Here is a 22,895-nt window from a genome sequence, read left to right on the forward strand (position 1 = left end):
TCACTTCCTCTTACAACTTTACTACTTACTCCAAAACTCTCCCACTCTATTACTCTATTACTCTCTCACAAGCGGCATTGTAGAACATCTCAACAAACCTCCCATTTTAGAAATTTCTCTGTAAGGGATTTCTTCTACAGTCATTCCCCATTCGTTTCTTAAATGGTTGTTCATTCTTGTAAATGTTTTGTCCGAAACAACTATTTCAGGAGAAATAGAAAAGATATTCGGGAACATTTCAAACATTTCTTCATCATTGATATGGAAGCAGTTTTCTTCACCGAAAATATCGATGATTAAACGGTAATCACTTTCGTCAACAAATCCGTTTTTATAAATGATACATTTGTCTTCTCCTATTGGATTGAACGTACAGTCCAGGTGTAGGATTCCCTCAAATGGGATTTTATCATTTTTCTTTAATTCAAGATCAATAATTCTTTTCTTGGGAAAATATTCTTTTAAGATTTCAATGGCATACTCGTTGGTTCTTGCCGTTTTATAGTTTCTATAATCTTCACTGAAGCAAGTTCCGATGAAGAGGAAATCATTCCATACAATTACGTCCCCACCTTCAATATGTGCAGTTTCCGGAAGATTGATTATTTTTCTCCAAGCTACTTTTTCAAAAACGCTCTTATAGGCTTCCTGCTCATCCGCTCTATCTGCAATTACATTAGAAATAATCATCTTGTCATCAATAACAAAAGCTACATCTCTTGAAAAAACCTGATTGTAGTCTTCAATGATGCTAGGACGCAGTACTTCTACATCATACTTTTTTAAGACCGCTTCAAAAGCGTTCATTTCATTGATAATATCCTGTTCTTTAGGATATATATTGTGTTCGATTGAGTAATATGACTTGGCGTCATAACTTTCCTCTAGCGTGGGAACCGGTCCCAATGAATTAGGCTGGCCTAGAACTACTGACTTCAGCCTACCCGTTTCGTTTTTAATGTTTAGTCTCATAAAGATTTATGCAATACTACAAATATAAGTAAAGGTCTCTACCTATAAAACTTTTGGATTATTTTATGCATTAAATTTGATTTCCTAAATCACCCCCTCTCAACAAAATTTCCTTGTCTGTTTAGCCAACTGTAGTGAATAGCTCCAAAAACATCTACAACTTACTATTTTCCATCTACATAAGGATAAAAAAACAGATAATCCTATTATTTAATTTCCTATATTAGTGATATAATTTTCGCGAAATTATAAGTACTAAAACTTAACTATTAACATCAAAAAACAAAGTCATGAACAAGAACAATCCAGTGCTAAAAAATGCACAAAAACTAGGAAGAGATCAACAAAAGTCTGTTATGGGAGGAGCAATAGCCGGCAGAAGATGCTGCGAATGGGATGACGTAACAGGAAAATGTTTCATCTGGACATGCGACAGATGTATGTGTCCATAAATGAGATAACCTGCTTTTTTAAGCAGGTTTTTTTTATCTTGTTCTGCTCTCTTCTTCGGTCTTCTGAATTTCTTTCGCCTGATAGTTTGAACTTCCAAAATTATAACTCAGTGAAATTAACAGTCTACTGCTATCCCACCAGTGTGTAAGTCTATTATCCATAATCTGTTTATGCCTGAATTCTAAACGCTGATCGTAAGAATCAAAAATATTACTATACCCAAGCTTTGTATTCAGTTTATTATCAAGCCAAGACTTCTGAACAGACAGATCTACGGTGTAACGCGGCTTGATAATATAAAGGCTGTTTCCTGTTTTGGACTCATAATTTGTAAACAGATTAAGAGTATATCCTTTGGGTAAAGTAAAGACCTGATTTACTCTTATTTCATAATTATAAATCTTCAATGCAAAAACTTCATCAAGATAAGGTCTGAATTCATAGTTGTAGTATCCTGCAAACTGACTGGTAATATTCCACCACTTATTTACTTTTACAGGAAAGCTTGTCTCAAGGGAAGCAAAATTTCGATAAGGAAGATTTGTACCAAGATATTCAAGGACATTGGTTTCAGGATTGTACAGAGGATAACGGGTCATAACATCTTTTTCTTTTCCAATAGTGAAGCTTGTGATCCAGTTTTTATACCGGTAGGCTGTCCTGAACTGAGTGGTAAAAGAGGGCAACAAATAAGGATTTCCTATCCAATAATTCAAGGGACTAAAATAAAACCGAAAAGGGTTAAGTTGTGAGAAAACGGGCCGTGTTATTTTTCTGCTATAGGAAAAAGACAATTCATTAGATTTATTAAAAGAATAGCTTCCACTAAAAGAGGGCAGCCATTCAAGATAATTTCTTGAAACAACAGAGTTCATCGCATCTGAAATACTCTGTGTGTTTTCAACTCGTAACCCAGCATTGATTTGAAGCTTTTCAAATTTCTGTCTGTAAGCCAGATAACCCGCCATGATTTTTTCTTCGTAAGTGAAAACATTACTTCTTGCAGGGTCGAATATAAACTGGTTATTAACAGACAAGGTGTCATATCTGATATTATTATTGGTAACCGAATGACTGTATTTAAAGCCTGCTTCAATACCTGCACTTCCAATTTTCTGAGAGGCATCTACCTGCCCTGTGTAAATATCAATGTTGTTAAAGAGATCAGATTTCCAGTAAGACAATAATTCAGAAGATGGTTTATCCTTATTAATGAAATCATCCTGTTGCTTATTTTTCACAGAAAGGTAATTCCCTAAGAAGCTCAATTTAAAATTTTTATTTTGAAAAGAATAGTCAGTGGTAATGCCATAATTATTCTGTGAATAATCTATTGGATTTTCACTTTCAGTATTAAATATAAGCTGATTTTCATTTTTATCCGTAGTATATAATGCCCCTGAGCGCAAACGGTCGTTTTCCCTGAAATTACCTCTAAGATTTAAACTTACCCGATGCTTATCATTCAGTCTGAGATCTGCCCCTGCCTGAATACTAAACACCTTTCCGTGATCTTTCTGATGAGTAGTAGTACGCATGACATTCGTATTAGCCAGCCTTTGTAATGCATTATAACGGTATGTTGAAATTCCATCATTATAGCCTGTTTGTAAAGTATAAGCAATCTTTCCTGTATTATATGTCAGATTTAAAGAATTCTCTCTCGAACTGAACTTGTTTACATACAGATTTCCATTATAGTTTCCTCTCCAGCCAAGATTGGTATTTTTTTTAAGCTTAATATCAATAATTCCTTTAAACTCTGCATCATACTTTGAAGACGGATTGGTATTAACTTCTATTGACTCTACCATTTCAGGTGGCAATGATCGCAAATAAGCCTGTAATTCCTGATTGCTCATCACAATCGGTTTTCCATCAATAAATATCGCCGGTGCTATTCTTCCACCAATAAAAATTCCATCTTCTTGATCTACGGTAACTCCTGGTGTTCTTCTAAGGACTTCAAGAAGATGGGTAGAAGTTTTGAAGTCTTTATTACCCGAGACAGCCATCACGATGTTTCCGTCATTTAACTTCAGGTTTCTGGGGACAGCCTGAATCACCACTTCTGAAATATTTGTGGTTGTAGCTTTTGGGGTAATCAAAGAATCTGATGCTTTTTCTTTTACAACGTTCTGAGCATTTCCAAAAAATGAGATAAATAATAGCAACAGAAACAGCCATATTTTAGTGATCATAAATTTTATATTTTATGAAACCAAAAGTATTAGCTTACTAAAGAAAAAAGGTTTTGAAGTTAAAATTCCGCAGTACGAAATTATAAATTAAAACTCTGAAAGCTCGTTTCAGATAACGTTTGCGATTGTCTATACAAAAGCGGTGTGGTATTTTTGATTTTTTTGAATGTTGAAAAAAATGTAGACTTAGAATTAAAGCCCACCTCGTAGCCAATCTCTTCAATCTTTAAATAAGAACCACTATCTATTTTTTCACATGCTTCATAGATTCTATACTCATTAATGTAAGTGGAAAAACTTTTCCCCAGATTATCATTCAACAGTTGGGAAAGCTGATGTGCAGACATATTCATTTTCAGAGCAAGGTCACTTAGTTTCAGATTGGGATTCTTATACAGTTCTTCGAAATCCATTAACTGCTCCAGCTTAATTACAAAACTATTGGCCTGCTCTCCGGAGATTTTTCTATTTGAATATTTATGGGTTTCTTTTACTAATACTGCCTGATGCTTTTTATTGAATAAGGTCAAAAAATTAGCATAGAGTACAAATGAAAATACAAGACTCCCTCCTGCACAGTAGATTTGTACCCAGCCTGTAGAAATCAATTGATAGGTTAAAAAAATAATCACATTACTGATCAAAACAGGAAGAAGAAACTTATTAAAGCTTTTCTGGCCTTGTTTTAATAAGATGTAATATTGATAAACTGCAAGAAACATAAATATCGACCAAACGGTGTAAATAAAAGTTCCAAAATAATGGTCCCATGTAACAGGAAAAAATAAGTACAGTACCCCGACAGTTCCCAAAATAAGAGTCAGTATTCCAAATATTTTTCGGCAGCTCTTAAAATCAAAATGGTCATTCTGAAAGGAAGATTTTACATAGTAATAGAGTGCTGGTCCTGTAAAAAATAATGCGGGCATCCCCAAATGCTGAATACTCCTTGGTAAATCCGGATAAAAATAAATACACACGGAAATTCCTACTCGTAAACTTAGCATCAGGAGAAGTATTCCCAGAAAAAATTCTGGAAGGTTTTTCAGTTTCTTAATAAATAACAGGTAAACCCCAAGCAGAAGCCCATTGAATGCTCCTACTGCACTGAAGAAAAATAGCATCTGCTGCCCAAAAGTCATGGTCTGTTATTTTTTATATTAAACAAAAAGTGGCAAATATGGTTTCAAAAATCACACTGATGTCTGATCTTTAGCAATAGTCCTTAGGTTATTTCATTAATAAATATCAATTATCTGGCTTTATCTGAAACTTATATCCTGCAAGGGTAAATTTAATAATTTATTTAATATCAATCACATATAGATCTCATCAAAAATAAGATTTTATTGTGAGTCCCAATAAAAAATCCCAAAGCAAGCTTTGGGATTTGAATATTATAGAAACCAGAAATTATCTGTTTGTAATATCGATGTAGTTTCTTTCTTGAGCACCTTGGTAAACCTGTCTTGGTCTTCCGATTGGGTCTCCTTTCAATCTCATCTCTTTCCACTGAGAAATCCATCCTGGAAGTCTTCCTAATGCAAACATTACAGTGAACATTTCTGTAGGAATTCCTAATGCTCTGTAGATGATACCTGAATAGAAGTCTACGTTTGGATAAAGTTTTCTTTCAATGAAGTATTCATCCTCAAGGGCTACTCTTTCTAACTGCATTGCAATGTCAAGAGCTTTATCCTGGATACCAAGTGCAGTAAGGATATCGTCAGCAGCTTTCTTGATGATTTTTGCTCTTGGATCGAAGTTTTTGTAAACTCGGTGTCCGAATCCCATCAAACGGAAGTTATCGTTTTTATCTTTAGCTTTAGCAACATATTTAGATACGTCACCACCATCTTTTTCGATTAGCTCAAGCATTTCGATTACTGCCTGGTTAGCTCCACCGTGAAGAGGTCCCCAAAGTGCAGATACCCCAGCAGAAACAGAAGCAAAAAGACCTGTATGTGCAGAACCTACCATTCTTACTGTAGAAGTAGAACAGTTTTGCTCGTGGTCAGCGTGAAGGATTAATAATTTATCTAAAGCTCCTACAACAATTGGATCTATTTCAAAATCAGCATTTGGTAATCTGAATGCCATTTTGTAGAAGTTCTCTACGTAGTTTAGGTTGTTATCTCCATGGTTTAATGGTAAACCTTGAGTTTTTCTGTAAGTCCAAGCACAAAGGTGAGAGAACTTAGCGATCATTAGCTCAGCAGCATGATCCATTTCTTCTTTAGAATTTACGTTAACTGCTTTTGGGTTGAAAGCTGTTAAAGCAGAAGTCATAGAAGATAAAACTCCCATAGGGTGAGCAGAACGAGGAAAAACATCAATGATCTTTTTCATCTCATCTGCGATGAAGTTATATTTTTTAATATTGTTGTCGAAAGAAGTAAATTGATCCTGAGTAGGTAATTCTCCATGTAATAAAAGATACATTACTTCTGTAAAGTTAGATTTCTCAGCAATCTGCTCGATTGGATAACCTCTGTAGAATAACTCTCCTTTATCTCCGTCTAAGTAAGTGATGTCGCTAATAGTAGCTCCAGTATTTTTGTAACCTAAATCCAGAGTGATTAAACCTGTCTGGTCTCTTAATTTTGAAATATCAATCCCTCTGTCTCCGATAGTACTATCCACGATAGGATATTCATATGAATTACCGTCGTAATTCAATATTACTTTGTTGTCTGACATTATTTATTTTTTTTTAAATATACTACTTTCCATAAAATACGGCAAACAAAAATTATCGCTTGCCGTTATTTATAAATTCAATTATCTTTTAATTTTAAATGCTTCTAAACCTGGGAAAATTGCAGTTTCACCTAGTGCTTCTTCAATTCTCAACAACTGGTTGTATTTCGCCATTCTGTCTGATCTTGAAGCTGAACCTGTTTTGATCTGTCCACAGTTCATAGCTACTGCCAAGTCAGCAATGGTAGCATCTTCAGTTTCTCCTGATCTGTGAGACATTACTGAAGTGAACTTGTTGTTCTGAGCCATTTGTACTGCTGCCATTGTTTCAGAAAGAGAACCAATTTGGTTTACTTTTACAAGAATTGAGTTAGCAATACCTTCTTTTACTCCTCTTGATAATCTGTCAACATTCGTCACGAATAAATCGTCACCTACCAACTGTACTCTGTCACCGATTTTATCAGTTAACATTTTCCAACCTTCCCAGTCATCTTCCTGCATACCATCTTCAATAGAGATGATAGGATATTTAGCTGCCAATTCTGCAAGGTAAGAAACCTGCTCTTCTCTTGATCTGTGAGCTCCTTTATCTCCTTCAAATTTTCTGTAATCGTAAGTTCCGTCTTTATAGAATTCTGAAGCAGCACAGTCTAACGCCAACATGATATCATCACCAGGCTTATAACCTGCCTTTTCAATAGCCTGAAGTAAAGTATCCAAAGCATCTTCAGTCCCGTTGAATGTTGGAGCAAAACCTCCCTCGTCCCCTACTGCTGTAGAAAGACCTCTTCCTTTAAGGATTGATTTTAGGTTGTGGAAAATTTCAGTACCCTTTCTCAAAGCGTGAGAGAAAGAATCTGCCTTTACCGGCATAATCATAAATTCCTGGAATGCAATAGGGGCATCAGAGTGAGAACCACCATTAATTACATTCATCATAGGAACAGGAAGTGTATTTGCATTTACACCACCTACATATTTATATAGAGGCATTCCTAATTCTGCAGCTGCAGCTTTTGCTACGGCTAAAGAAACACCAAGAATTGCATTAGCACCAAGGTTCCCCTTGTTAGCCGTTCCGTCAAGATCAATCATAATCTGATCGATATAGTTTTGTTCGAAAACCGGCTGTCCAACTAAATTTTCAGCAATTACTTCTTTTACATTTTCAACAGCTTTCAGAACTCCTTTTCCTTGGTATTCTGAACCACCGTCACGTAGTTCCACAGCTTCGTGTTCTCCGGTAGATGCTCCTGAAGGTACAGCTGCACGCCCCATTGCTCCACTTTCTGTAAATACATCTACTTCAATGGTTGGATTACCTCTGGAATCTAAAATTTGTCTTGCTTCTATGTAAGAAATTGCACTCATTTTTTATTTTTTTAGTTTACACAAATTTAATCAAAAATAAACTTTAAAGGGGCATTTTTCATGGATCTTTTGGTACAAATTGAGAGTTAAATTTTCGTTAATTTTGAACCTTATAATTGTATAAAGATTCAATAAAAAAAATTATAGGTATCCTTTCGTTTTCATGTAATTTTTAAATGTAAAATCAACGCTGTTGGTTTACTTTTTGATTTCATTAAAATAATTAAATTCTTCATTATAGGAATAAAAACCTATATTCGATACATAAAAAATAACCATTATGAAAAAAGGACTTTTAATAGCAGTTTCAGCTTCTGCCTTACTACTTACAAACTGCAAAAAAAGTGAAAGCGGAAACAAAAGTGTAATTAAAACAGATAGCTCGGAAACATTGGTTACTGATAACAATGGGAAAATTGATTCTGTAACACAAAGCTCATCAACACTAGATGTAAACGGAAAGAAAATTGAAAAAACAGATTTTGTTTATAAAGCTACGGACGGAACCTTGGTAAAGGTTATATTCAAGAATGACCCAAAGGAAAGTACAGTAGCTATTACCAGCAACACAAAAACATTTACTCTTTCTAAAACTGAAACTAAAGGGGAGGAAACCATCTATAAGAAAGATGATATGACGGTAAGGGTAAAAGGAGACAGCTTACACCTGGAGCAGGGAAATAATATCATAGAATTGAAAAGAACTAAGATCTAGATTGATTTCAAGTCGGGAAATGAAACGATATAACAATTTCCATCGATATACAAACAAATAAAAACCGTTCAGCATGCTGAACGGTTTTTATTTTATTTTTTGATTACTTTTTCAAAGTATGTTTTATTATTGGTGGTAATTTTTACAAGATAATTCCCTTTTTCGAGGTTAGAAATATCTATGGAGTTTCCTTTAATATTATCCATATTTTTGAAGACCCTACCTATCATATCTACAACAACAATATTCTTGATTTGTTCTTTAGTATCAAAAAATAGAACTGAAGAAGTGGGATTTGGATAGATCCTCATTTCATTATTGGTTTTAATACTTTCCTCATTAATTGTTAAAGTACCATTCACCAAGTCCAATCTATAGAATCCAAACGTTGCAGTTCCAATTATATAGTCTCTATAAATGGCGTACTTACCCATATTCGCTGCAGTTAAATAATATAATTTTGTCTCCCGTATTTTTTGCCAGGATACTCCATAATCTGTTGTTTTAAAAATATCTCCATCATGTACTCCATAACCAGTACCATCATCGAAAATTTCAAAATCTTTAAAAGATCCCGTCCAGTTATTATTAACAAACCATGTGTTTCCCAAATCTACAGAACAATAATTTCCTACATACATTCTTGAAGAATTTCCGAAAATAATATCTCTGGGCTGATCAAACACTCCTGGAAAACTAATGGCTTCCCAAGTTATGCCACCATCAATTGTTTTCATCATTTTTTCACTAGTAAGAAGAAATCCTACATTATTATTCACAAATTTCATCACTCTCACATGTCGTCCTACCTCAAAAGGAGTTGACCATCCTGTCGTTTCGTTGTAAATAGTAACGTAACCTTTATATTGATCTGCATTATCTCCTCTCGTTGCCATTGCAAAGTCACCATTAGGCTTCATTGCTAGTGCTCCTGTCAAACCACGGGAAATACTCTGGATAGTCCAAGTTAAACCGTTATCTTGTGTTTTCCAAAATTCATAGGCATATTTACGTAGTCCGATTCCTTTACCATTAGGAAGTATACTAATAGCTCCAGTGGGTATACTAGGAGGCATATACTTCCAAGTCTTTCCCTTATCTGTTGATGCGTATTCTCCCCCTACTGTTGCAAGATTTTTACTTGCATAAGAATAATCATATGTTAAGCCTCCTCTATAAATCCAATTTATTTTTTCAGGAATCCAGTTCACAAGATCTGTACTCTTAAAAATTGAATGATGTAGCTCGTTGCCTGTTTCATTATCTCCACCTACTAGAAATTTTCCTCCGCTTATTGCAAGAGCAGTAAAGACATGGAATGAAGTAGGATATATAACACTTGAATTCCATAATTCCCCTGTTGCTGTTCTGTACAATTTGTTTGGAGTTCCAACGGCAATGAATTCATTATTATAAACCTTAATATCCTTTAGAAAAGGAATGTTTGTGTCCAGCCAAGTATTTCCACCATCCAATGTATATTTGGTAGTTCCATTATCAAGAGATGCAATACCGTTTAGTGCATTTTTAAAAATAACTTTCCAAAACCTACCAGGGGTTTCACTTACCTTAATCCAAGTTTGACCTCCATCCGTTGATTTTAAAATAAAGCTATTACCTGCTGCTGCCTCAGTTACACAGTATCCTGTATTTGCATCTGTAAAGAACAGACTTGTAATTTTGGCAGCATAATCACCAGTAGGTACCATATATACATTCCATGTAACCCCACCATCAGTAGATTTCATTATCCGGCTATTTGTAGTACTTATAAATATAGTGCTATCATTCAAAACAAACAATGCCTCGGGAAAAAGCGACCCAGGTAATGGATAAGAAACACCCGGTGTTGAAAACTTAGGATCAGATATGATCAAGTTATATCCTATTACAGCATAACCTTTATTATTATGAATTGTAAAATCGCTTACGTTACTATAGTCATTAATTTTCCTCCAAGTATTACCTTCATTCTCAGTAATCAATAAATCATCATCTTCATTACGCTTTTGTACCAAGTAACTTCCATCTGGTAAAATTTCCATCTTCATCACTCTCTCCCCTTTTAAAAATGGGGTAGTGAGCATCCAGTCAGTATTCAATGATTGACTGAAAAATAGAGTACAGCATAGGATTGCTGTTGCAAATATTATTTTTTTCATGGTTTTAGTTTTAAATAAAAGGAGCTTATGGTAAACCACAAGCTCCTTTAAAATATTTTGAAGTGTAAACTAATTATTCTTCAGTTTTTTCTTCAGTAGTGTCAGCTTTAGCTTCTTCTACTTTTTCTTCTACAGGAGCATCAGCAACAACTGCTGCTTTAGCTGGCGTAGATCTTCTGCTTCTTCTTGTAGCTTTTTTCTCTTCAGCATTAGGGTTGTAAAGCTCGTTGAAATCTACCAATTCGATAAGAGCCATATCAGCAGCATCACCTGGTCTGAAACCTGTCTTAATGATTCTTGTATAACCACCGTTTCTTTCAGCGATTTTTGGAGCTACAGTTCTGAATAATTCAGCAACCGCAAATTTATTTTGAAGGTAAGAGAATACTACTCTTCTGTTATGTGTAGTATCTTCTTTTGCTTTTGTTAATAGAGGCTCAACATATACTCTTAAAGCTTTTGCTTTAGCTACAGTAGTGTTGATTCTTTTATGCTCAATTAGAGAACAAGCCATATTAGAAAGTAAAGCACTTCTGTGAGAAGCTGTTCTTCCTAAGTGATTGAATTTTTTACCGTGTCTCATTATTAATTATTTATCAGCGTCTAACTTATATTTTGCAACGTCGAAACCGAAGTTAAGACCTTTTGAATGCACTAATTCTTCTAGTTCTGTCAAAGATTTTTTACCAAAATTTCTGAATTTCATCAAATCAGACTTACTGTAAGAAACAAGTTCTCCAAGAGTTTCTACTTCAGCTGCTTTTAGACAGTTAAGGGCTCTTACTGAAAGATCCATATCTGCTAATTTAGACTTAAGAAGTTGTCTTGTGTGAAGTGTCTCTTCATCGTATTGGATAGATGCTTTTACGGCTTCAGTTTCAAGCGTGATTCTCTCATCAGAGAATAACATGAAGTGATAAATTAATATCTTAGAAGCTTCAGTTAAAGCATTCTGAGGGCTAATAGACCCATCAGTTTCTATATCTAATACAAGTTTTTCGTAGTCTGTTTTTTGCTCTACACGATAATTTTCAATGCTGTATTGTACTTTCTTGATCGGTGTAAAAATAGAGTCAATAGCAATAGTCCCTACAGGAGCATTGTTTGACTTATTTTGTTCCGAAGGAACATACCCTCTACCTTTTTCAATATTGAAAGTAATTTCGAAAGTTACATCATTATTTAGGTTACAAATCACTAAATCCGGGTTTAAGACCTCAAATCCGTTGATCGATTTTCCTAAATCACCAGCAGTAATAATCGTTTGACCTGAAACTTTAGCAACAACCTGCTCGTTAGCCTGGCCTTCTGCTGAAGCTTTTAATCTAACCTGCTTAAGGTTAAGAATAATTTCGGTAACGTCTTCGATTACTCCTGGAATAGTTGAAAATTCGTGCTCTACACCTTCTATTTTGATAGATGAAATAGCGTATCCTTCCAGAGAAGAAAGCAACACTCTTCTCAAAGCATTACCGATTGTAAGCCCGAAACCTGGTTCTAAAGGTCTGAATTCGAATTGACCTTTAAATTCATCAGAGTTAAGTAAAATTACTTTATCGGGTTTTATGAATTGTAAAATTGCCATATTATTGGGTTGAGCAAAAATTTGATTAAAAAATTATTTAGAGTAAAGTTCGACGATAAGGTTCTCCTTAATGTCCTCCGGAATTTGGATTCTTTCAGGAGCAGAAATGAAAGTACCTTCTTTCTTCTCATCGTTGAATTGTAACCACTCATAGTTTGACTTAGAAGCCAATGCGTTGGTAACAACCTCAAGAGACTTAGACTTTTCTCTTACAGTGATTACATCACCAGCTTTTACCAAATAAGAAGGGATGTTAAGGATTTCTCCATTCACAGTGATGTGTCTGTGAGAAACCAATTGTCTTGCACCAGATCTAGTTTTAGCAAAACCTAATCTATATACAACGTTATCCAATCTTGATTCACAAAGTTGTAATAGAACTTCCCCTGTTACACCTTTACTTCTGTGTGCTTTTTCAAATAAATTAGCAAACTGTCTTTCTAAAATACCGTAAGTATATTTAGCTTTTTGTTTTTCAGCTAACTGAACTGCATATTCTGATTTTTTAGCACCTCTTCTCTTGTTAGGACCATGTTGTCCTGGCGGTTGGTTTTTTCTCTTTTCGAAGTTTTTATCATCTCCGTAGATTGCAGCACCAAACTTTCTAGCAATCTTAGTTTTAGGTCCAATATATCTTGCCATAATGGGTAAATTCTAAAAATTAAACTCTTCTTCTTTTTGGTGGTCTACATCCATTGTGTGGCATAGGAGTCACATCAACGATTTCACTTACTTCAATACCTGAATTGTGAATAGATCTGATCGCAGATTCTCTACCTGCACCTGGACCTTTTACAAACACCTTTACTCTTCTTAAACCAGCTTCGTGAGCTACAGCAGAGCAATTTTCAGCTGCCATTTGAGCAGCAAATGGAGTATTCTTTTTAGAACCTCTGAAACCCATTTTACCGGCAGAAGCCCAAGAGATAACCTCTCCGTTTTTATTTGTTAAAGAAATGATGATGTTATTGAAAGAAGCTTGAATATGTGCTTCACCAATAGCTTCAACTTTTACTTTTCTTTTTTTAACTACTTTAGTTTGTTTTGCCATAATTCCTAACGATTATTTACTAGCTTTTTTCTTGTTAGCAACAGTTTTTCTCTTTCCTTTTCGGGTTCTAGAGTTGTTTTTCGTTCTCTGGCCTCTTAAAGGTAATCCTAGTCTGTGACGTATTCCTCGTTGGCATCCTATGTCCATCAATCTCTTGATGTTCAATTGCACTTCAGATCTTAATTCTCCTTCTACTTTTACGTTTTCAGAGATATATGTTCTGATTGCAGCCAATTCATCGTCATTCCATTCGTTGACTTTCTTGTCTTCGCTGATACCGGCAGCTTTAAGGATTTCAGAAGAAGTATTTCTTCCTACTCCATAGATGTAAGTTAAACCGATAACACCTCTTTTGTTTTTTGGTAAATCAATACCTGCAATTCTCGCCATAATTTAATGTTAACCTTGTCTTTGTTTAAATTTTGGGTTCTTCTTGTTGATTACGAACAGTACACCTTTTCTGCGTACAATTTTGCAATCAGCGCTTCTTTTTTTAATTGATGCTCTTACTTTCATTTTGATAGTATTTATTTTTTAACAAATGCCAAATGGAATGCATGTTCCATTTGGCTAATTGTTTAGTATCTAAATGTGATTCTCCCTTTTGTTAAATCATAGGGAGACATTTCTAATTTTACCTTATCACCAGGTAAAAGTTTAATATAATGCATTCTCATTTTACCGGAAATATGAGCGATAAGTATATGCCCATTCTCCAGCTCTACACGGAACTGGGCGTTCGAAAGTGCTTCCGTGATAACGCCGTCTTGTTCGATATGTTTTTGTTTCGCCATAAATTAATATCCAGTCGTTCTTGATAATTTAGACTGCATTAAGCCATCATAATGATGGTTCAGCAGATATGTATTAATCTGTTGAACTGTATCTAAAATTACACCCACCATGATTAATAGCGACGTTCCCCCGAAAAACAAGGCAAACGCATCTGTCTGAACAAAGCTTCCATGCACAATTGCAGGAAGGACTGCAAAGATAGATAAAAAAATTGCACCTGGCAAGGTAATTTTTGATAAAATATCATCTAAATAATCAGCGGTCTCTTTTCCGGGTCTTACTTTTGGTACTAAACCTCCATTTCTCTTCAAGTCATCAGCCATTTGGTTTACCGGAATTGTAATTGCAGTATAGAAAAATGAGAAGATAATAATTAATAGCGCAAACAATACATTGTATTGCCAGCTAAAAACATTTTTGAAACCTGCAAGAAAGGTATTAGATTCGTCGAATTTTGTTAATAATCCTGGTACGAACATCAATGCCTGAGCAAAGATAATCGGCATTACACCAGCAGCATTTACTTTCAATGGAATCCATTGTCTTGCTCCCTGCATAAGATTTTTGTTTACACCTCCTCTTGCTTGAGCTCTGCTTACATACTGAATAGGAATTTTTCTAACAGCCACTGATAAAATCACGGCTAAAAGAACAACTAACATCCAGAATAATACTTCAATAAGGATCATGATAGATCCCATTCCTCCTTTTCCGTTCTGCACGGCCATCTCCTGTACGAATGCCTCAGGTAATCTTGAAAGGATCCCCACCATAATAAGGATAGAGATACCATTTCCGATTCCCTTATCGGTAATCTTTTCACCTAACCACATTGCAAACACTGAACCACCTACCAGAATAACAATACTTGGTAACCAGAACATGATTGAAGTTGGTTCTACAAAATATGCAGATTGGAACTGAGCATATGGTAAGAATAATTGAGTAATAGAAGTTAAGTAAGAAGGTGCCTGTACCAGACAAACTCCAATCGTTAACCATCTTGTAATTTGGTTCAATGTATTTCTACCTGACTCTCCATCTTTCTGAAGCTTCTGAAGATAAGGAATAGCCATCCCCATCAACTGAACAATAATAGAAGCAGAAATATAAGGCATGATTCCCAACGCCATTACGGAAGCGTGGCTGAAAGCTCCCCCCGTAAACGACGAAAGCAAGCCAAGGAGACCTGCTCCTTGCTTGTTACCGCCTTGATTTTTATAATGCTCTAAGAGATCTCCCACCTCTGCAAGATTAATTGCTGGAAGTGAGATATAAGATGCGAATCTATACACAAGGATAATACCTAACGTAAAGAGAATTTTATCTCTTAACTCCTTTAGGCTCCATATATTTTTAAGTGTTTGTATAAATTCTTTCATTAGTAAGTATTATAAGGTAATTGCTTTTCCACCTGCCTTAGCAATAAGCTCTTCAGCAGATTTAGTGAACTTGTCAGCAGAGATTGAAACCGCAGATTTCAATTCTCCTCTACCCATAATTTTCACTAATTCGTTTTTAGAAACTATCCCGTTTGCTACTAAAACTTCTTTCGTGATATCTCCAGTGATGGATTTGTTCTCGATTAAAGTTTGAATAGTGTCAAGGTTAACTCCTCTAAACTCTTTTCTGTTTACGTTTTTGAATCCGAATTTAGGTAATCTTCTTTGTAAAGGCATCTGTCCACCTTCGAAACCGATTTTCTGAGAATAACCAGCTCTAGCTTTCTGACCTTTGTGTCCTTTTGTTGAAGTACCTCCTTTTCCGCTACCTTGACCTCTACCAATTCTCTTTGAGTTGAAAGTAGATCCTGCAGCAGGTTGTATGTTATTTAAATTCATTTTAATTTCTCTTTTATAAAATTATTTTTGAACTTCAAGTAAGTGGCTTACTGCAGCGATCATTCCTAAGATAGAAGGAGTCGCTTCATGTTCTACAACTTGGTGAAGTTTTTTTAATCCTAATGCTTCAAGCGTTCTCTTTTGGGTTTTTGTTCTACCAATAGCGCTTCTTACTTGCTTTACTTTAATTGTTGCCATTGTTTTATTATTAACCGTTAAACACTTTACTTAGAGAAACTCCTCTCATTCTTGCGATCTCTTCAGGTCTTCTGATATCCAATAACGCTTTGAAAGTAGCTTTCACCACGTTGTGAGGGTTAGAAGATCCTTTAGATTTTGAAAGGATATCGTGAATACCAGCAGATTCCAATACCGCTCTTACCGCACCACCGGCGATAAGTCCTGTACCGTGAGAAGCAGGTCTTAAGAAGATATCTGCACCACCGTATCTAGCAGTAGTTTGGTGAGGAATAGTATGGTTCATTACAGGAACTTTCACAAGATTTTTCTTAGCGTCTTCAACTGCTTTAGCAATTGCAGAAGCAACCTCTTTAGATTTTCCTAAACCGAAACCGATAATACCTTCTTCGTTACCTACTACAACAATAGCAGAAAATCCGAAAGCTCTACCCCCTTTAGTTACTTTTGTTACTCTGTTAACAGCTACGAGACGATCTTTTAATTCTAATCCTCCCGGTTTTACTCTTTCTATATTATCTAGTCCTAACATATTTTCCGAAATTTAATGATTAGAATTTAAGTCCACCTTCTCTCGCACCATCAGCTAGAGCTTTTACTCTACCGTGGTAAACGAAACCGTTTCTGTCAAATACAATACTTTCGATTCCTGCAGCGATAGCTTTAGCAGCGATAGCCTTACCAACAGCAGCAGAAACTTCAGTCTTAGTACCTTTAGCGTCTACACCTTTTTCTCTAGAAGAAGCTGATGCTAAAGTTTTACCATTTTTATCATCGATTAACTGAGCGTAAATTTCCTTATTACTTTTGTATACAGATAATCTTGGCAATTCAGAAGATCCAGAGATTTTCCCTCTTACTCTTCTTTTGATTCTTATTCTTTTTTCTAATTTACTTAATGCCATAATACTTATAATTTATTAAGCAGATTTACCAGCTTTACGTCTAACAATTTCTCCTACGAATCTTACACCTTTTCCTTTGTATGGCTCAGGCTTTCTGAAAGAACGGATCTTTGCAGTAACCATTCCTAGAAGTTGCTTGTCGTGAGACGCTAAAGTAATAATTGGGTTTTTACCTTTTTCAGTCAATGTATCAATTTTCACTTCACCTGGAAGTTCTAATACGATACCGTGAGAGAATCCTAAAGCTAACTCAAGTTTTTGACCTGTGTGAGAAGCTCTGTATCCTACCCCTACTAGTTCTAGTTTCTTTTCGAAACCTTCTGATACACCTACGATCATGTTGGCGATCAACGCTCTGTATAAACCGTGAAGCGCTTTGTGTTGTTTAGAATCAGATGGTCTGTTTACGTTAAGTTCACCATCTTTCTGTTCTAAAGTAATTCCTGCTGTAAGCTCCTGAGAAAGTTCTCCTTTAGCTCCTTTTACTGTTACTACACCGTTATTTTCAGTGACTGTAACTCCAGCTGGAATTGTTATAATTGCTTTACCAATTCTTGACATTTTCCTCTGATTAAAAATTAATAAACATAGCAGATTACTTCACCGCCTACTTTCTCTTCTCTAGCTTTCTTGTCAGTCATTACTCCTTTAGAAGTAGAGATGATAGAAATACCCAAACCGTTTAGTACTCTTGGAAGTTCAGTAGAACCTTTGTACTGTCTCAAACCTGGTCTAGAAGCTCTTTGAATAGACTTGATAGCAGGTTTGCTAGTTTGCTTATCGTACTTTAAAGCGATTTTGATCACTCCTTGAACAGCGTTATCTTCAAACTTGTAGTTTAAGATATACCCTTGATCAAATAAGATCTTAGTAATCTCCTTTTTGATTTTCGATGCAGGAATTTCCACCACTTTGTGGCCTGCGCTTTGTGCGTTCCTTACTCTTGTTAGGAAATCTGAAATTGGATCTGTTACCATTTTTCTTTTATAAAATTATTGGTTATAGACAATCAGTATTGTAAAGACTTGAAGAATAAAATATCAGACTTCAGAAATTCTTAGGTCTGATATTTTTATCTTTAGTATCTGAACAACTTAATCGTCCGGATTAATTTGTAATTGTTACCAACTAGCTTTTCTTACACCTGGGATAAGACCGTTGTTTGCCATTTCTCTGAAAGTTACTCTGGAAAGTCCAAACGTTCTCATGTATCCTCTTGGTCTACCTGTTAGTTTACATCTGTTGTGTAATCTTACAGGAGAAGCATTTTTAGGTAATTTTTGAAGTCCTTCGTAATCACCTGCTTCTTTTAAAGCTTTTCTTTTGTCAGCGTATTTAGCAACAAGTGCTTCTCTTTTGCGCTCACGCGCTTTCATTGATTCTTTAGCCATTTCTTAGTTCTTTTTAAATGGTAAACCGAAGTGAGTTAATAATGCTTTAGCTTCTTTATCTGTCTTCGCAGTTGTTACGAAAGTGATGTCCATCCCTTGGATTTTTTTCACTTTGTCAATTACGATTTCAGGGAAGATAATTTGCTCAGTAATACCTAAGTTGTAGTTACCTCTACCATCGAAACCATCTGCTTTGATACCAGAGAAATCTCTAATACGTGGTAAAGCAGAAGAAGTAAGTCTGTCTAAGAACTCATACATTCTCTGAGCTCTCAATGTTACTTTTGCTCCTACAGGCATTCCTTTTCTAAGTTTGAATGCAGCTTCATCTTTCTTAGAGATTGTACCTACTGCTTTCTGACCTGTAATGTTTGTTAATTCTTCTACAGCATAATCAATAATTTTCTTATCTGCAGTAGCATCTCCTAAACCTTGCGAAATAACGATTTTCTCTAATCTAGGTACTTGCATAATTGACTTGTACCCAAATTCTTCCATCATTGCAGGAACAATTTGCTCTTTATATATTTTTTTGGGTCTTGCTATAAATTCCATCTGTTAATTTAAATTATAAAGTTTCACCCGTTTTTTTGTTGATTCTTACTTTCGTATCTCCTTCGATTTTGTAACCGATTTTGATAGCTTTTCCGTCTTTACCAACTAAAGCTACGTTTGAGATATGAATAGAAGCTTCCTTTTCAGTAATTCCTCCTTGAGGATTTGAAGCTGAAGGCTTAACGTGTTTTTTAATGATGTTAAGTCCTGCAACAATTACTCTAGGGTCTTTTCCTTCTTTCTTAATCACTTCAATAACTTCACCAGTTTTACCCTTGATATCTTTCTTACCAGTGGTAATGATTACGTTATCTCCTCTTTTTATTTTTAACTTTGACATTTCTTTTAAAAATTTTAAAAATTAAAGTACTTCAGGAGCTAATGAAATGATTTTCATATATTCTTTGTCTCTCAACTCACGAGCAACTGGTCCGAAAACACGAGTTCCTCTCATTTCTCCCGCTGCGTTTAGTAATACACAAGCATTGTCGTCGAATTTGATGTATGAACCATCTTTTCTTCTTACTGCTTTTTTAGTTCTTACTACTACAGCTTTAGATACCTGACCTTTTTTAGCGTTTCCTGATGGTGTAGAATCCTTGATAGTAACAACGATTTTATCACCAACTGAAGCATATCTTCTTCTGGTTCCTCCCAGAACTCTGATAACTAGTACTTCTTTTGCACCTGTGTTATCAGCAACTTTTAATCTTGATTCTGTTTGTAACATTATTACTTAGCTTTTTCAATGATTCTTACTAATCTCCATCTCTTGCTCTTGCTCATAGGTCTAGTTTCTTGGATAAGAACTGTATCACCTTCTGTGCATTCGTTGTTCTCGTCGTGTGCAGTATATTTTTTCGTTTTCAAAACGAATTTACCGTACATCGGGTGCTTTACTCTTGTAGTTTCACTAACAACAATAGTTTTTTCCATTTTATTGCTGGAAACCACTCCGATTCTTTCTTTTCTTAAATTTCTATCCATTGTAAAATGAAATTATTGTTTGTTAGTTAACTCAGTGTTTAGTCTTGCGATTGTTCTTCTCAAATCTTTGATTTGAATCGGGTTTTCAATTGGGCTGATTGCATGAGCCAATTTCAATTTAGAATATTGAGCTTTTGCTTCAGTTAATTGAGCTTGAATATCACCCGCGCTTAAATTTTTAATATCAGCATTTTTCATTGTATTCAAAGATTATAGAGGTTTAACAAAATCGTTAGCAACGATGAATTTAGTAACTACTGGTAATTTTTGTGCAGCAAGTCTTAAAGCTTCCTTAGCGATCTCGTAAGGTACACCTCCGATTTCGAACATAATTTTACCTGGTTTTACTACAGCTACCCAGTATTCAACAGCACCCTTACCTTTACCCATCCTTACTTCGGCTGGTTTCTTAGTAATTGGCTTATCTGGGAAGATTTTGATCCATAGTTGACCTTCTCTCTTCATATATCTTGTAGCAGCAATACGAGCTGCTTCAATTTGTCTTGCAGTGATCCAAGCTCCTTCCGTAGCTTTGATCCCAAAAGTTCCGTAAGCAAGTTGACTACCTCTTTGGGCATTCCCCTTCATCTTCATCTTGTGAACTCTACGGAATTTGGTTCTTTTTGGTTGTAACATAATTTCTAAATTTTAGATTTTAGATTTTAGATTTTAGATTTTTTTTAATTTTAAAAAAGTAACGGTAATTTAAAATTCAAAATTTCTAATCTAAAATTTTAATTATTATTGTTATTGTTGTTGTTTTTTCTAGGTCTTCTGTTGTCTCTGTCTCCTCCTCTGTTTCCTCTGTCTGACTGACCTCCTTTTTTCTGTTGTCCCACTAGTGGAGAAAGTTCTCTTTTACCGTAAACTTCCCCTTTCATGATCCAAACTTTTACCCCTAGTCTACCGTAAGTAGTGTGAGCTTCTGCCCAGTGGTAATCGATATCAGCTCTGAAAGTTGACAATGGAATTCTTCCGTCTTTGAAAGATTCTGATCTTGCCATTTCAGCTCCGTTCAATCTACCAGAGATTTGAACTTTGATACCTTCAGCACCCATTCTCATAGTACTTGCCATTGCCATTTTAACAGCTCTTCTGTAAGAAATTCTGTTTTCAATTTGCTTAGAAATACTATCAGCAACTAGTACAGCATCTAATTCAGGTCTTTTGATTTCGAAAATATTGATTTGAATATCCTTACCTGTAAGTTTCTTCAATTCTTCTTTCAATTTATCAACTTCCTGACCTCCTTTACCGATGATAAGTCCCGGTCTAGCAGTAGTGATTGTAACTGTTACTAATTTTAATGTTCTTTCAATATAAATTTTTGAAATACCACCTTTAGATAATCTAGCCTCAAGGTATCTTCTGATTTTGTAGTCTTCAGCGATTCTGTCTCCATAATCGTTTCCACCAAACCAGTTAGAATCCCATCCTCTGATGATACCTAATCTATTACCAATTGGATTTGTCTTCTGTCCCATACCTTGATTAATTTTCTTTTTTACCTAAGATTAATGTAATGTGGTTTGATCTTTTTCTGATTCTGTACCCTCTACCTTGTGGAGCTGGTCTTAGTCTCTTCAATTGTCTTGCACTGTCTACAAAAATTTCTTTAATGATAAGGTTTGCTTCTTCAATATCAGCACCTTCGTTTTTAGTCTGCCAGTTAGCCATTGCTGAAAGCAATACTTTTTCTAACTTGTTAGATGCGTCTTTTTTAGAATATTTTAGAATGTATAAAGCTTTATCTACTTGCTCTCCTCTAATGATATCAGCTACTAATCTCATTTTTCTTGGAGAAGATGGGCAATCATTGTGTATTGCTTTTACTACATCTTGGTTTGTCAATTTACGTGCTAATGCACTTTCTCTTTTTCTTGATCCCATGATTATCTACTTCCTTTGTTTTTGTTACCACCATGACCTCTGAAAGATCTTGTTGGAGAAAATTCGCCTAGCTTGTGACCAACCATGTTTTCTGTAACATAAACAGGGATAAAAGATTTCCCGTTGTGTACTGCAATAGTTTGTCCTACGAAGTCCGGAGAGATCATTGATGCTCTAGACCAAGTTTTGATAACTGTCTTCTTACCAGACTCTATATTTGTCTGAACCTTCTTATCTAAAGTATGATGAATGAATGGTCCTTTTTTAAGTGATCTTGCCATAATTATTTACGTTTAGATATGATATGACGGTTAGACGCTTTATTTTTCTTTCTGGTTTTGTAACCTTTAGCAGGCATACCGTTTCTAGATCTTGGGTGACCTCCTGAAGAACGTCCTTCACCACCTCCCATTGGGTGATCTACTGGGTTCATTACAACAGCTCTTGTTCTTGGTCTTCTACCTAACCATCTGCTTCTACCAGCCTTACCTGATACAGTTAATTGGTGATCTGAGTTAGAAACAGATCCAATCATTGCATAACATTCAGTAAGGATCATTCTTGATTCTCCTGAAGGCAATTTGATGATTGCATATTTTCCATCTCTAGAAGTTAATTGAGCTGAAGAACCAGCACTTCTTGCTAAAATAGCACCTTGACCAGGTTTCATTTCAACACAAGAAATAACAGTACCTAATGGAATATTTTTCAACTTCATTGCGTTCCCTACATTTGGTTCTACGCTTTCACCAGAAATTACTTTCTGATCAACTTTGATACCGTTTGGAGCGATGATATATCTCTTCTCTCCATCAGCATACTCTAATAAAGCGATAAATGCAGTTCTGTTTGGATCATATTCTACAGTTTTTACAGTTGCTTCAACGTTTGCTTTGTTTCTTTTGAAGTCAATAATTCTGTATTTCTTTTTGTGTCCACCTCCGGTGTAACGCATGGTCATTTTACCAGTTTGGTTACGTCCACCTGACTTACTAATACCAACTGTTAGAGATTTCTCTGGTTTGTTGGTAGTAATTTCTTCAAAATTGTTTACAATTCTGAATCTCTGTCCCGGGGTGATAGGTTTTAATTTTCTAACAGACATTACTATTATTTATAA

General features: G+C 35.3%; 33 protein-coding genes. 2 read left to right on the forward strand and 31 right to left on the reverse strand.

All coding sequences use genetic code 11. From position 1 onward, the window contains the following. Window positions 1-57: 57 nt before the first annotated feature. A complete protein-coding gene (locus tag SCA31_RS04530) occupies window positions 58-972 on the reverse strand; it encodes a dimethylarginine dimethylaminohydrolase family protein (protein ID WP_076353276.1) in 915 nt (304 codons plus the stop codon). A 290-nt stretch (window positions 973-1,262) separates the two neighbouring features. On the opposite strand from SCA31_RS04530, the gene SCA31_RS04535 reads away from it, so the two are divergent. Continuing rightward, window positions 1,263-1,424 (forward strand): hypothetical protein, encoded by a 162-nt coding sequence (locus tag SCA31_RS04535; protein ID WP_164463074.1) that lies wholly within the window; start codon window positions 1,263-1,265, stop codon window positions 1,422-1,424. A gap of 33 nt (window positions 1,425-1,457) precedes the next feature. On the opposite strand, the gene SCA31_RS04540 is transcribed toward SCA31_RS04535, so the two are convergent. The 4 genes from SCA31_RS04540 to eno all read right to left on the reverse strand — a co-directional run bounded on the left by SCA31_RS04540 (window position 1,458) and on the right by eno (window position 7,700). Beyond that, window positions 1,458-3,626 (reverse strand): TonB-dependent receptor domain-containing protein, encoded by a 2,169-nt coding sequence (locus SCA31_RS04540; protein ID WP_410695657.1) that lies wholly within the window; start codon window positions 3,624-3,626, stop codon window positions 1,458-1,460. Between the two features lie 80 nt (window positions 3,627-3,706). After that, window positions 3,707-4,768, reverse strand: coding sequence for a helix-turn-helix domain-containing protein (locus SCA31_RS04545; RefSeq protein ID WP_410695658.1), 1,062 nt, complete (start codon window positions 4,766-4,768; stop codon window positions 3,707-3,709). A gap of 271 nt (window positions 4,769-5,039) precedes the next feature. Further along, window positions 5,040-6,326, reverse strand: a complete 1,287-nt coding sequence (locus SCA31_RS04550; protein WP_410695659.1) for a citrate synthase — start codon at window positions 6,324-6,326, stop codon at window positions 5,040-5,042. An 81-nt stretch (window positions 6,327-6,407) separates the two neighbouring features. After that, window positions 6,408-7,700: a phosphopyruvate hydratase gene (gene eno, locus SCA31_RS04555; protein WP_106916800.1), complete on the reverse strand. Its 1,293-nt coding sequence runs from the start codon at window positions 7,698-7,700 to the stop codon at window positions 6,408-6,410. Window positions 7,701-7,980: 280 nt separating this feature from the next. Between eno and SCA31_RS04560 the strand changes: the two genes are divergently transcribed. Beyond that, the gene (locus SCA31_RS04560) at window positions 7,981-8,415 is read left to right on the forward strand and encodes a hypothetical protein (protein ID WP_410695660.1); all 435 of its coding nucleotides are present in this window, start codon (window positions 7,981-7,983) and stop codon (window positions 8,413-8,415) included. Window positions 8,416-8,507: 92 nt separating this feature from the next. Here the strand turns inward: SCA31_RS04560 and SCA31_RS04565 are convergent, their stop codons facing one another. The 26 genes from SCA31_RS04565 to rplB form a co-directional block, all read right to left on the reverse strand. Continuing rightward, complete coding sequence (locus SCA31_RS04565; protein WP_410695661.1) at window positions 8,508-10,577, reverse strand: T9SS type A sorting domain-containing protein; 2,070 nt, start codon at window positions 10,575-10,577, stop codon at window positions 8,508-8,510. Window positions 10,578-10,650: 73 nt separating this feature from the next. After that, a complete protein-coding gene (gene rplQ, locus SCA31_RS04570; RefSeq protein ID WP_410695662.1) occupies window positions 10,651-11,160 on the reverse strand; it encodes a 50S ribosomal protein L17 in 510 nt (169 codons plus the stop codon). Between the two features lie 6 nt (window positions 11,161-11,166). Beyond that, window positions 11,167-12,162, reverse strand: a complete 996-nt coding sequence (locus tag SCA31_RS04575) for a DNA-directed RNA polymerase subunit alpha (protein ID WP_106916804.1) — start codon at window positions 12,160-12,162, stop codon at window positions 11,167-11,169. A 33-nt stretch (window positions 12,163-12,195) separates the two neighbouring features. Then, on the reverse strand, window positions 12,196-12,804 hold the full coding sequence (rpsD, locus tag SCA31_RS04580) for a 30S ribosomal protein S4 (protein WP_047096812.1): 609 nt from the start codon (window positions 12,802-12,804) through the stop codon (window positions 12,196-12,198). A 19-nt stretch (window positions 12,805-12,823) separates the two neighbouring features. Further along, complete coding sequence (gene rpsK, locus SCA31_RS04585) at window positions 12,824-13,213, reverse strand: 30S ribosomal protein S11 (protein ID WP_034694697.1); 390 nt, start codon at window positions 13,211-13,213, stop codon at window positions 12,824-12,826. Between the two features lie 12 nt (window positions 13,214-13,225). Beyond that, complete coding sequence (gene rpsM, locus SCA31_RS04590; RefSeq protein ID WP_034738759.1) at window positions 13,226-13,603, reverse strand: 30S ribosomal protein S13; 378 nt, start codon at window positions 13,601-13,603, stop codon at window positions 13,226-13,228. A gap of 9 nt (window positions 13,604-13,612) precedes the next feature. Continuing rightward, entirely contained in the window at window positions 13,613-13,729 is a 117-nt protein-coding gene (gene rpmJ / locus SCA31_RS04595; protein WP_007839480.1) for a 50S ribosomal protein L36, read from the reverse strand. 62 nt (window positions 13,730-13,791) lie between these two features. Then, complete coding sequence (infA, locus tag SCA31_RS04600) at window positions 13,792-14,007, reverse strand: translation initiation factor IF-1 (protein ID WP_034684855.1); 216 nt, start codon at window positions 14,005-14,007, stop codon at window positions 13,792-13,794. Window positions 14,008-14,010: 3 nt separating this feature from the next. Beyond that, window positions 14,011-15,390 (reverse strand): preprotein translocase subunit SecY, encoded by a 1,380-nt coding sequence (gene secY / locus SCA31_RS04605; RefSeq protein WP_410695663.1) that lies wholly within the window; start codon window positions 15,388-15,390, stop codon window positions 14,011-14,013. A 9-nt stretch (window positions 15,391-15,399) separates the two neighbouring features. Next, window positions 15,400-15,849: a 50S ribosomal protein L15 gene (rplO, locus tag SCA31_RS04610; protein WP_034694692.1), complete on the reverse strand. Its 450-nt coding sequence runs from the start codon at window positions 15,847-15,849 to the stop codon at window positions 15,400-15,402. A gap of 21 nt (window positions 15,850-15,870) precedes the next feature. Further along, the gene (gene rpmD / locus SCA31_RS04615; protein ID WP_029297759.1) at window positions 15,871-16,047 is read right to left on the reverse strand and encodes a 50S ribosomal protein L30; all 177 of its coding nucleotides are present in this window, start codon (window positions 16,045-16,047) and stop codon (window positions 15,871-15,873) included. Between the two features lie 10 nt (window positions 16,048-16,057). Continuing rightward, window positions 16,058-16,579 carry a 30S ribosomal protein S5 gene (gene rpsE, locus SCA31_RS04620; protein ID WP_045491132.1) on the reverse strand — a complete coding sequence of 174 codons (522 nt, stop codon included), beginning with the start codon at window positions 16,577-16,579 and terminating at the stop codon, window positions 16,058-16,060. Window positions 16,580-16,598: 19 nt separating this feature from the next. Beyond that, window positions 16,599-16,952, reverse strand: coding sequence for a 50S ribosomal protein L18 (gene rplR / locus SCA31_RS04625; protein ID WP_034694689.1), 354 nt, complete (start codon window positions 16,950-16,952; stop codon window positions 16,599-16,601). Between the two features lie 15 nt (window positions 16,953-16,967). Then, entirely contained in the window at window positions 16,968-17,513 is a 546-nt protein-coding gene (gene rplF, locus SCA31_RS04630) for a 50S ribosomal protein L6 (protein ID WP_109621634.1), read from the reverse strand. A 17-nt stretch (window positions 17,514-17,530) separates the two neighbouring features. Beyond that, window positions 17,531-17,929 (reverse strand): 30S ribosomal protein S8, encoded by a 399-nt coding sequence (rpsH, locus tag SCA31_RS04635; RefSeq protein WP_076353268.1) that lies wholly within the window; start codon window positions 17,927-17,929, stop codon window positions 17,531-17,533. 144 nt (window positions 17,930-18,073) lie between these two features. Continuing rightward, entirely contained in the window at window positions 18,074-18,343 is a 270-nt protein-coding gene (rpsN, locus tag SCA31_RS04640; protein WP_076353267.1) for a 30S ribosomal protein S14, read from the reverse strand. A gap of 3 nt (window positions 18,344-18,346) precedes the next feature. Next, on the reverse strand, window positions 18,347-18,898 hold the full coding sequence (gene rplE, locus SCA31_RS04645) for a 50S ribosomal protein L5 (RefSeq protein ID WP_076353266.1): 552 nt from the start codon (window positions 18,896-18,898) through the stop codon (window positions 18,347-18,349). 13 nt (window positions 18,899-18,911) lie between these two features. Then, on the reverse strand, window positions 18,912-19,238 hold the full coding sequence (gene rplX, locus SCA31_RS04650) for a 50S ribosomal protein L24 (protein ID WP_109621632.1): 327 nt from the start codon (window positions 19,236-19,238) through the stop codon (window positions 18,912-18,914). A gap of 21 nt (window positions 19,239-19,259) precedes the next feature. Beyond that, entirely contained in the window at window positions 19,260-19,628 is a 369-nt protein-coding gene (gene rplN, locus SCA31_RS04655; RefSeq protein ID WP_002983226.1) for a 50S ribosomal protein L14, read from the reverse strand. A gap of 2 nt (window positions 19,629-19,630) precedes the next feature. Beyond that, the gene (gene rpsQ, locus SCA31_RS04660) at window positions 19,631-19,885 is read right to left on the reverse strand and encodes a 30S ribosomal protein S17 (RefSeq protein ID WP_027387210.1); all 255 of its coding nucleotides are present in this window, start codon (window positions 19,883-19,885) and stop codon (window positions 19,631-19,633) included. 12 nt (window positions 19,886-19,897) lie between these two features. Continuing rightward, complete coding sequence (gene rpmC, locus SCA31_RS04665) at window positions 19,898-20,083, reverse strand: 50S ribosomal protein L29 (protein ID WP_027371716.1); 186 nt, start codon at window positions 20,081-20,083, stop codon at window positions 19,898-19,900. Between the two features lie 12 nt (window positions 20,084-20,095). Beyond that, complete coding sequence (rplP, locus tag SCA31_RS04670; RefSeq protein WP_042720939.1) at window positions 20,096-20,521, reverse strand: 50S ribosomal protein L16; 426 nt, start codon at window positions 20,519-20,521, stop codon at window positions 20,096-20,098. A gap of 98 nt (window positions 20,522-20,619) precedes the next feature. Next, window positions 20,620-21,369 (reverse strand): 30S ribosomal protein S3, encoded by a 750-nt coding sequence (gene rpsC, locus SCA31_RS04675; protein WP_076353263.1) that lies wholly within the window; start codon window positions 21,367-21,369, stop codon window positions 20,620-20,622. A gap of 7 nt (window positions 21,370-21,376) precedes the next feature. After that, complete coding sequence (gene rplV, locus SCA31_RS04680; protein ID WP_410695664.1) at window positions 21,377-21,775, reverse strand: 50S ribosomal protein L22; 399 nt, start codon at window positions 21,773-21,775, stop codon at window positions 21,377-21,379. Window positions 21,776-21,777: 2 nt separating this feature from the next. Next, window positions 21,778-22,056, reverse strand: coding sequence for a 30S ribosomal protein S19 (rpsS, locus tag SCA31_RS04685; RefSeq protein ID WP_034702850.1), 279 nt, complete (start codon window positions 22,054-22,056; stop codon window positions 21,778-21,780). A 2-nt stretch (window positions 22,057-22,058) separates the two neighbouring features. Further along, window positions 22,059-22,880 (reverse strand): 50S ribosomal protein L2, encoded by an 822-nt coding sequence (rplB, locus tag SCA31_RS04690; protein WP_076353262.1) that lies wholly within the window; start codon window positions 22,878-22,880, stop codon window positions 22,059-22,061. Window positions 22,881-22,895 lie beyond the last annotated feature (15 nt).

Origin of the sequence: Chryseobacterium sp. SIMBA_028 (assembly GCF_046535285.1) — a bacterium.
Taxonomy (GTDB): Bacteria; Bacteroidota; Bacteroidia; order Flavobacteriales; family Weeksellaceae; genus Chryseobacterium.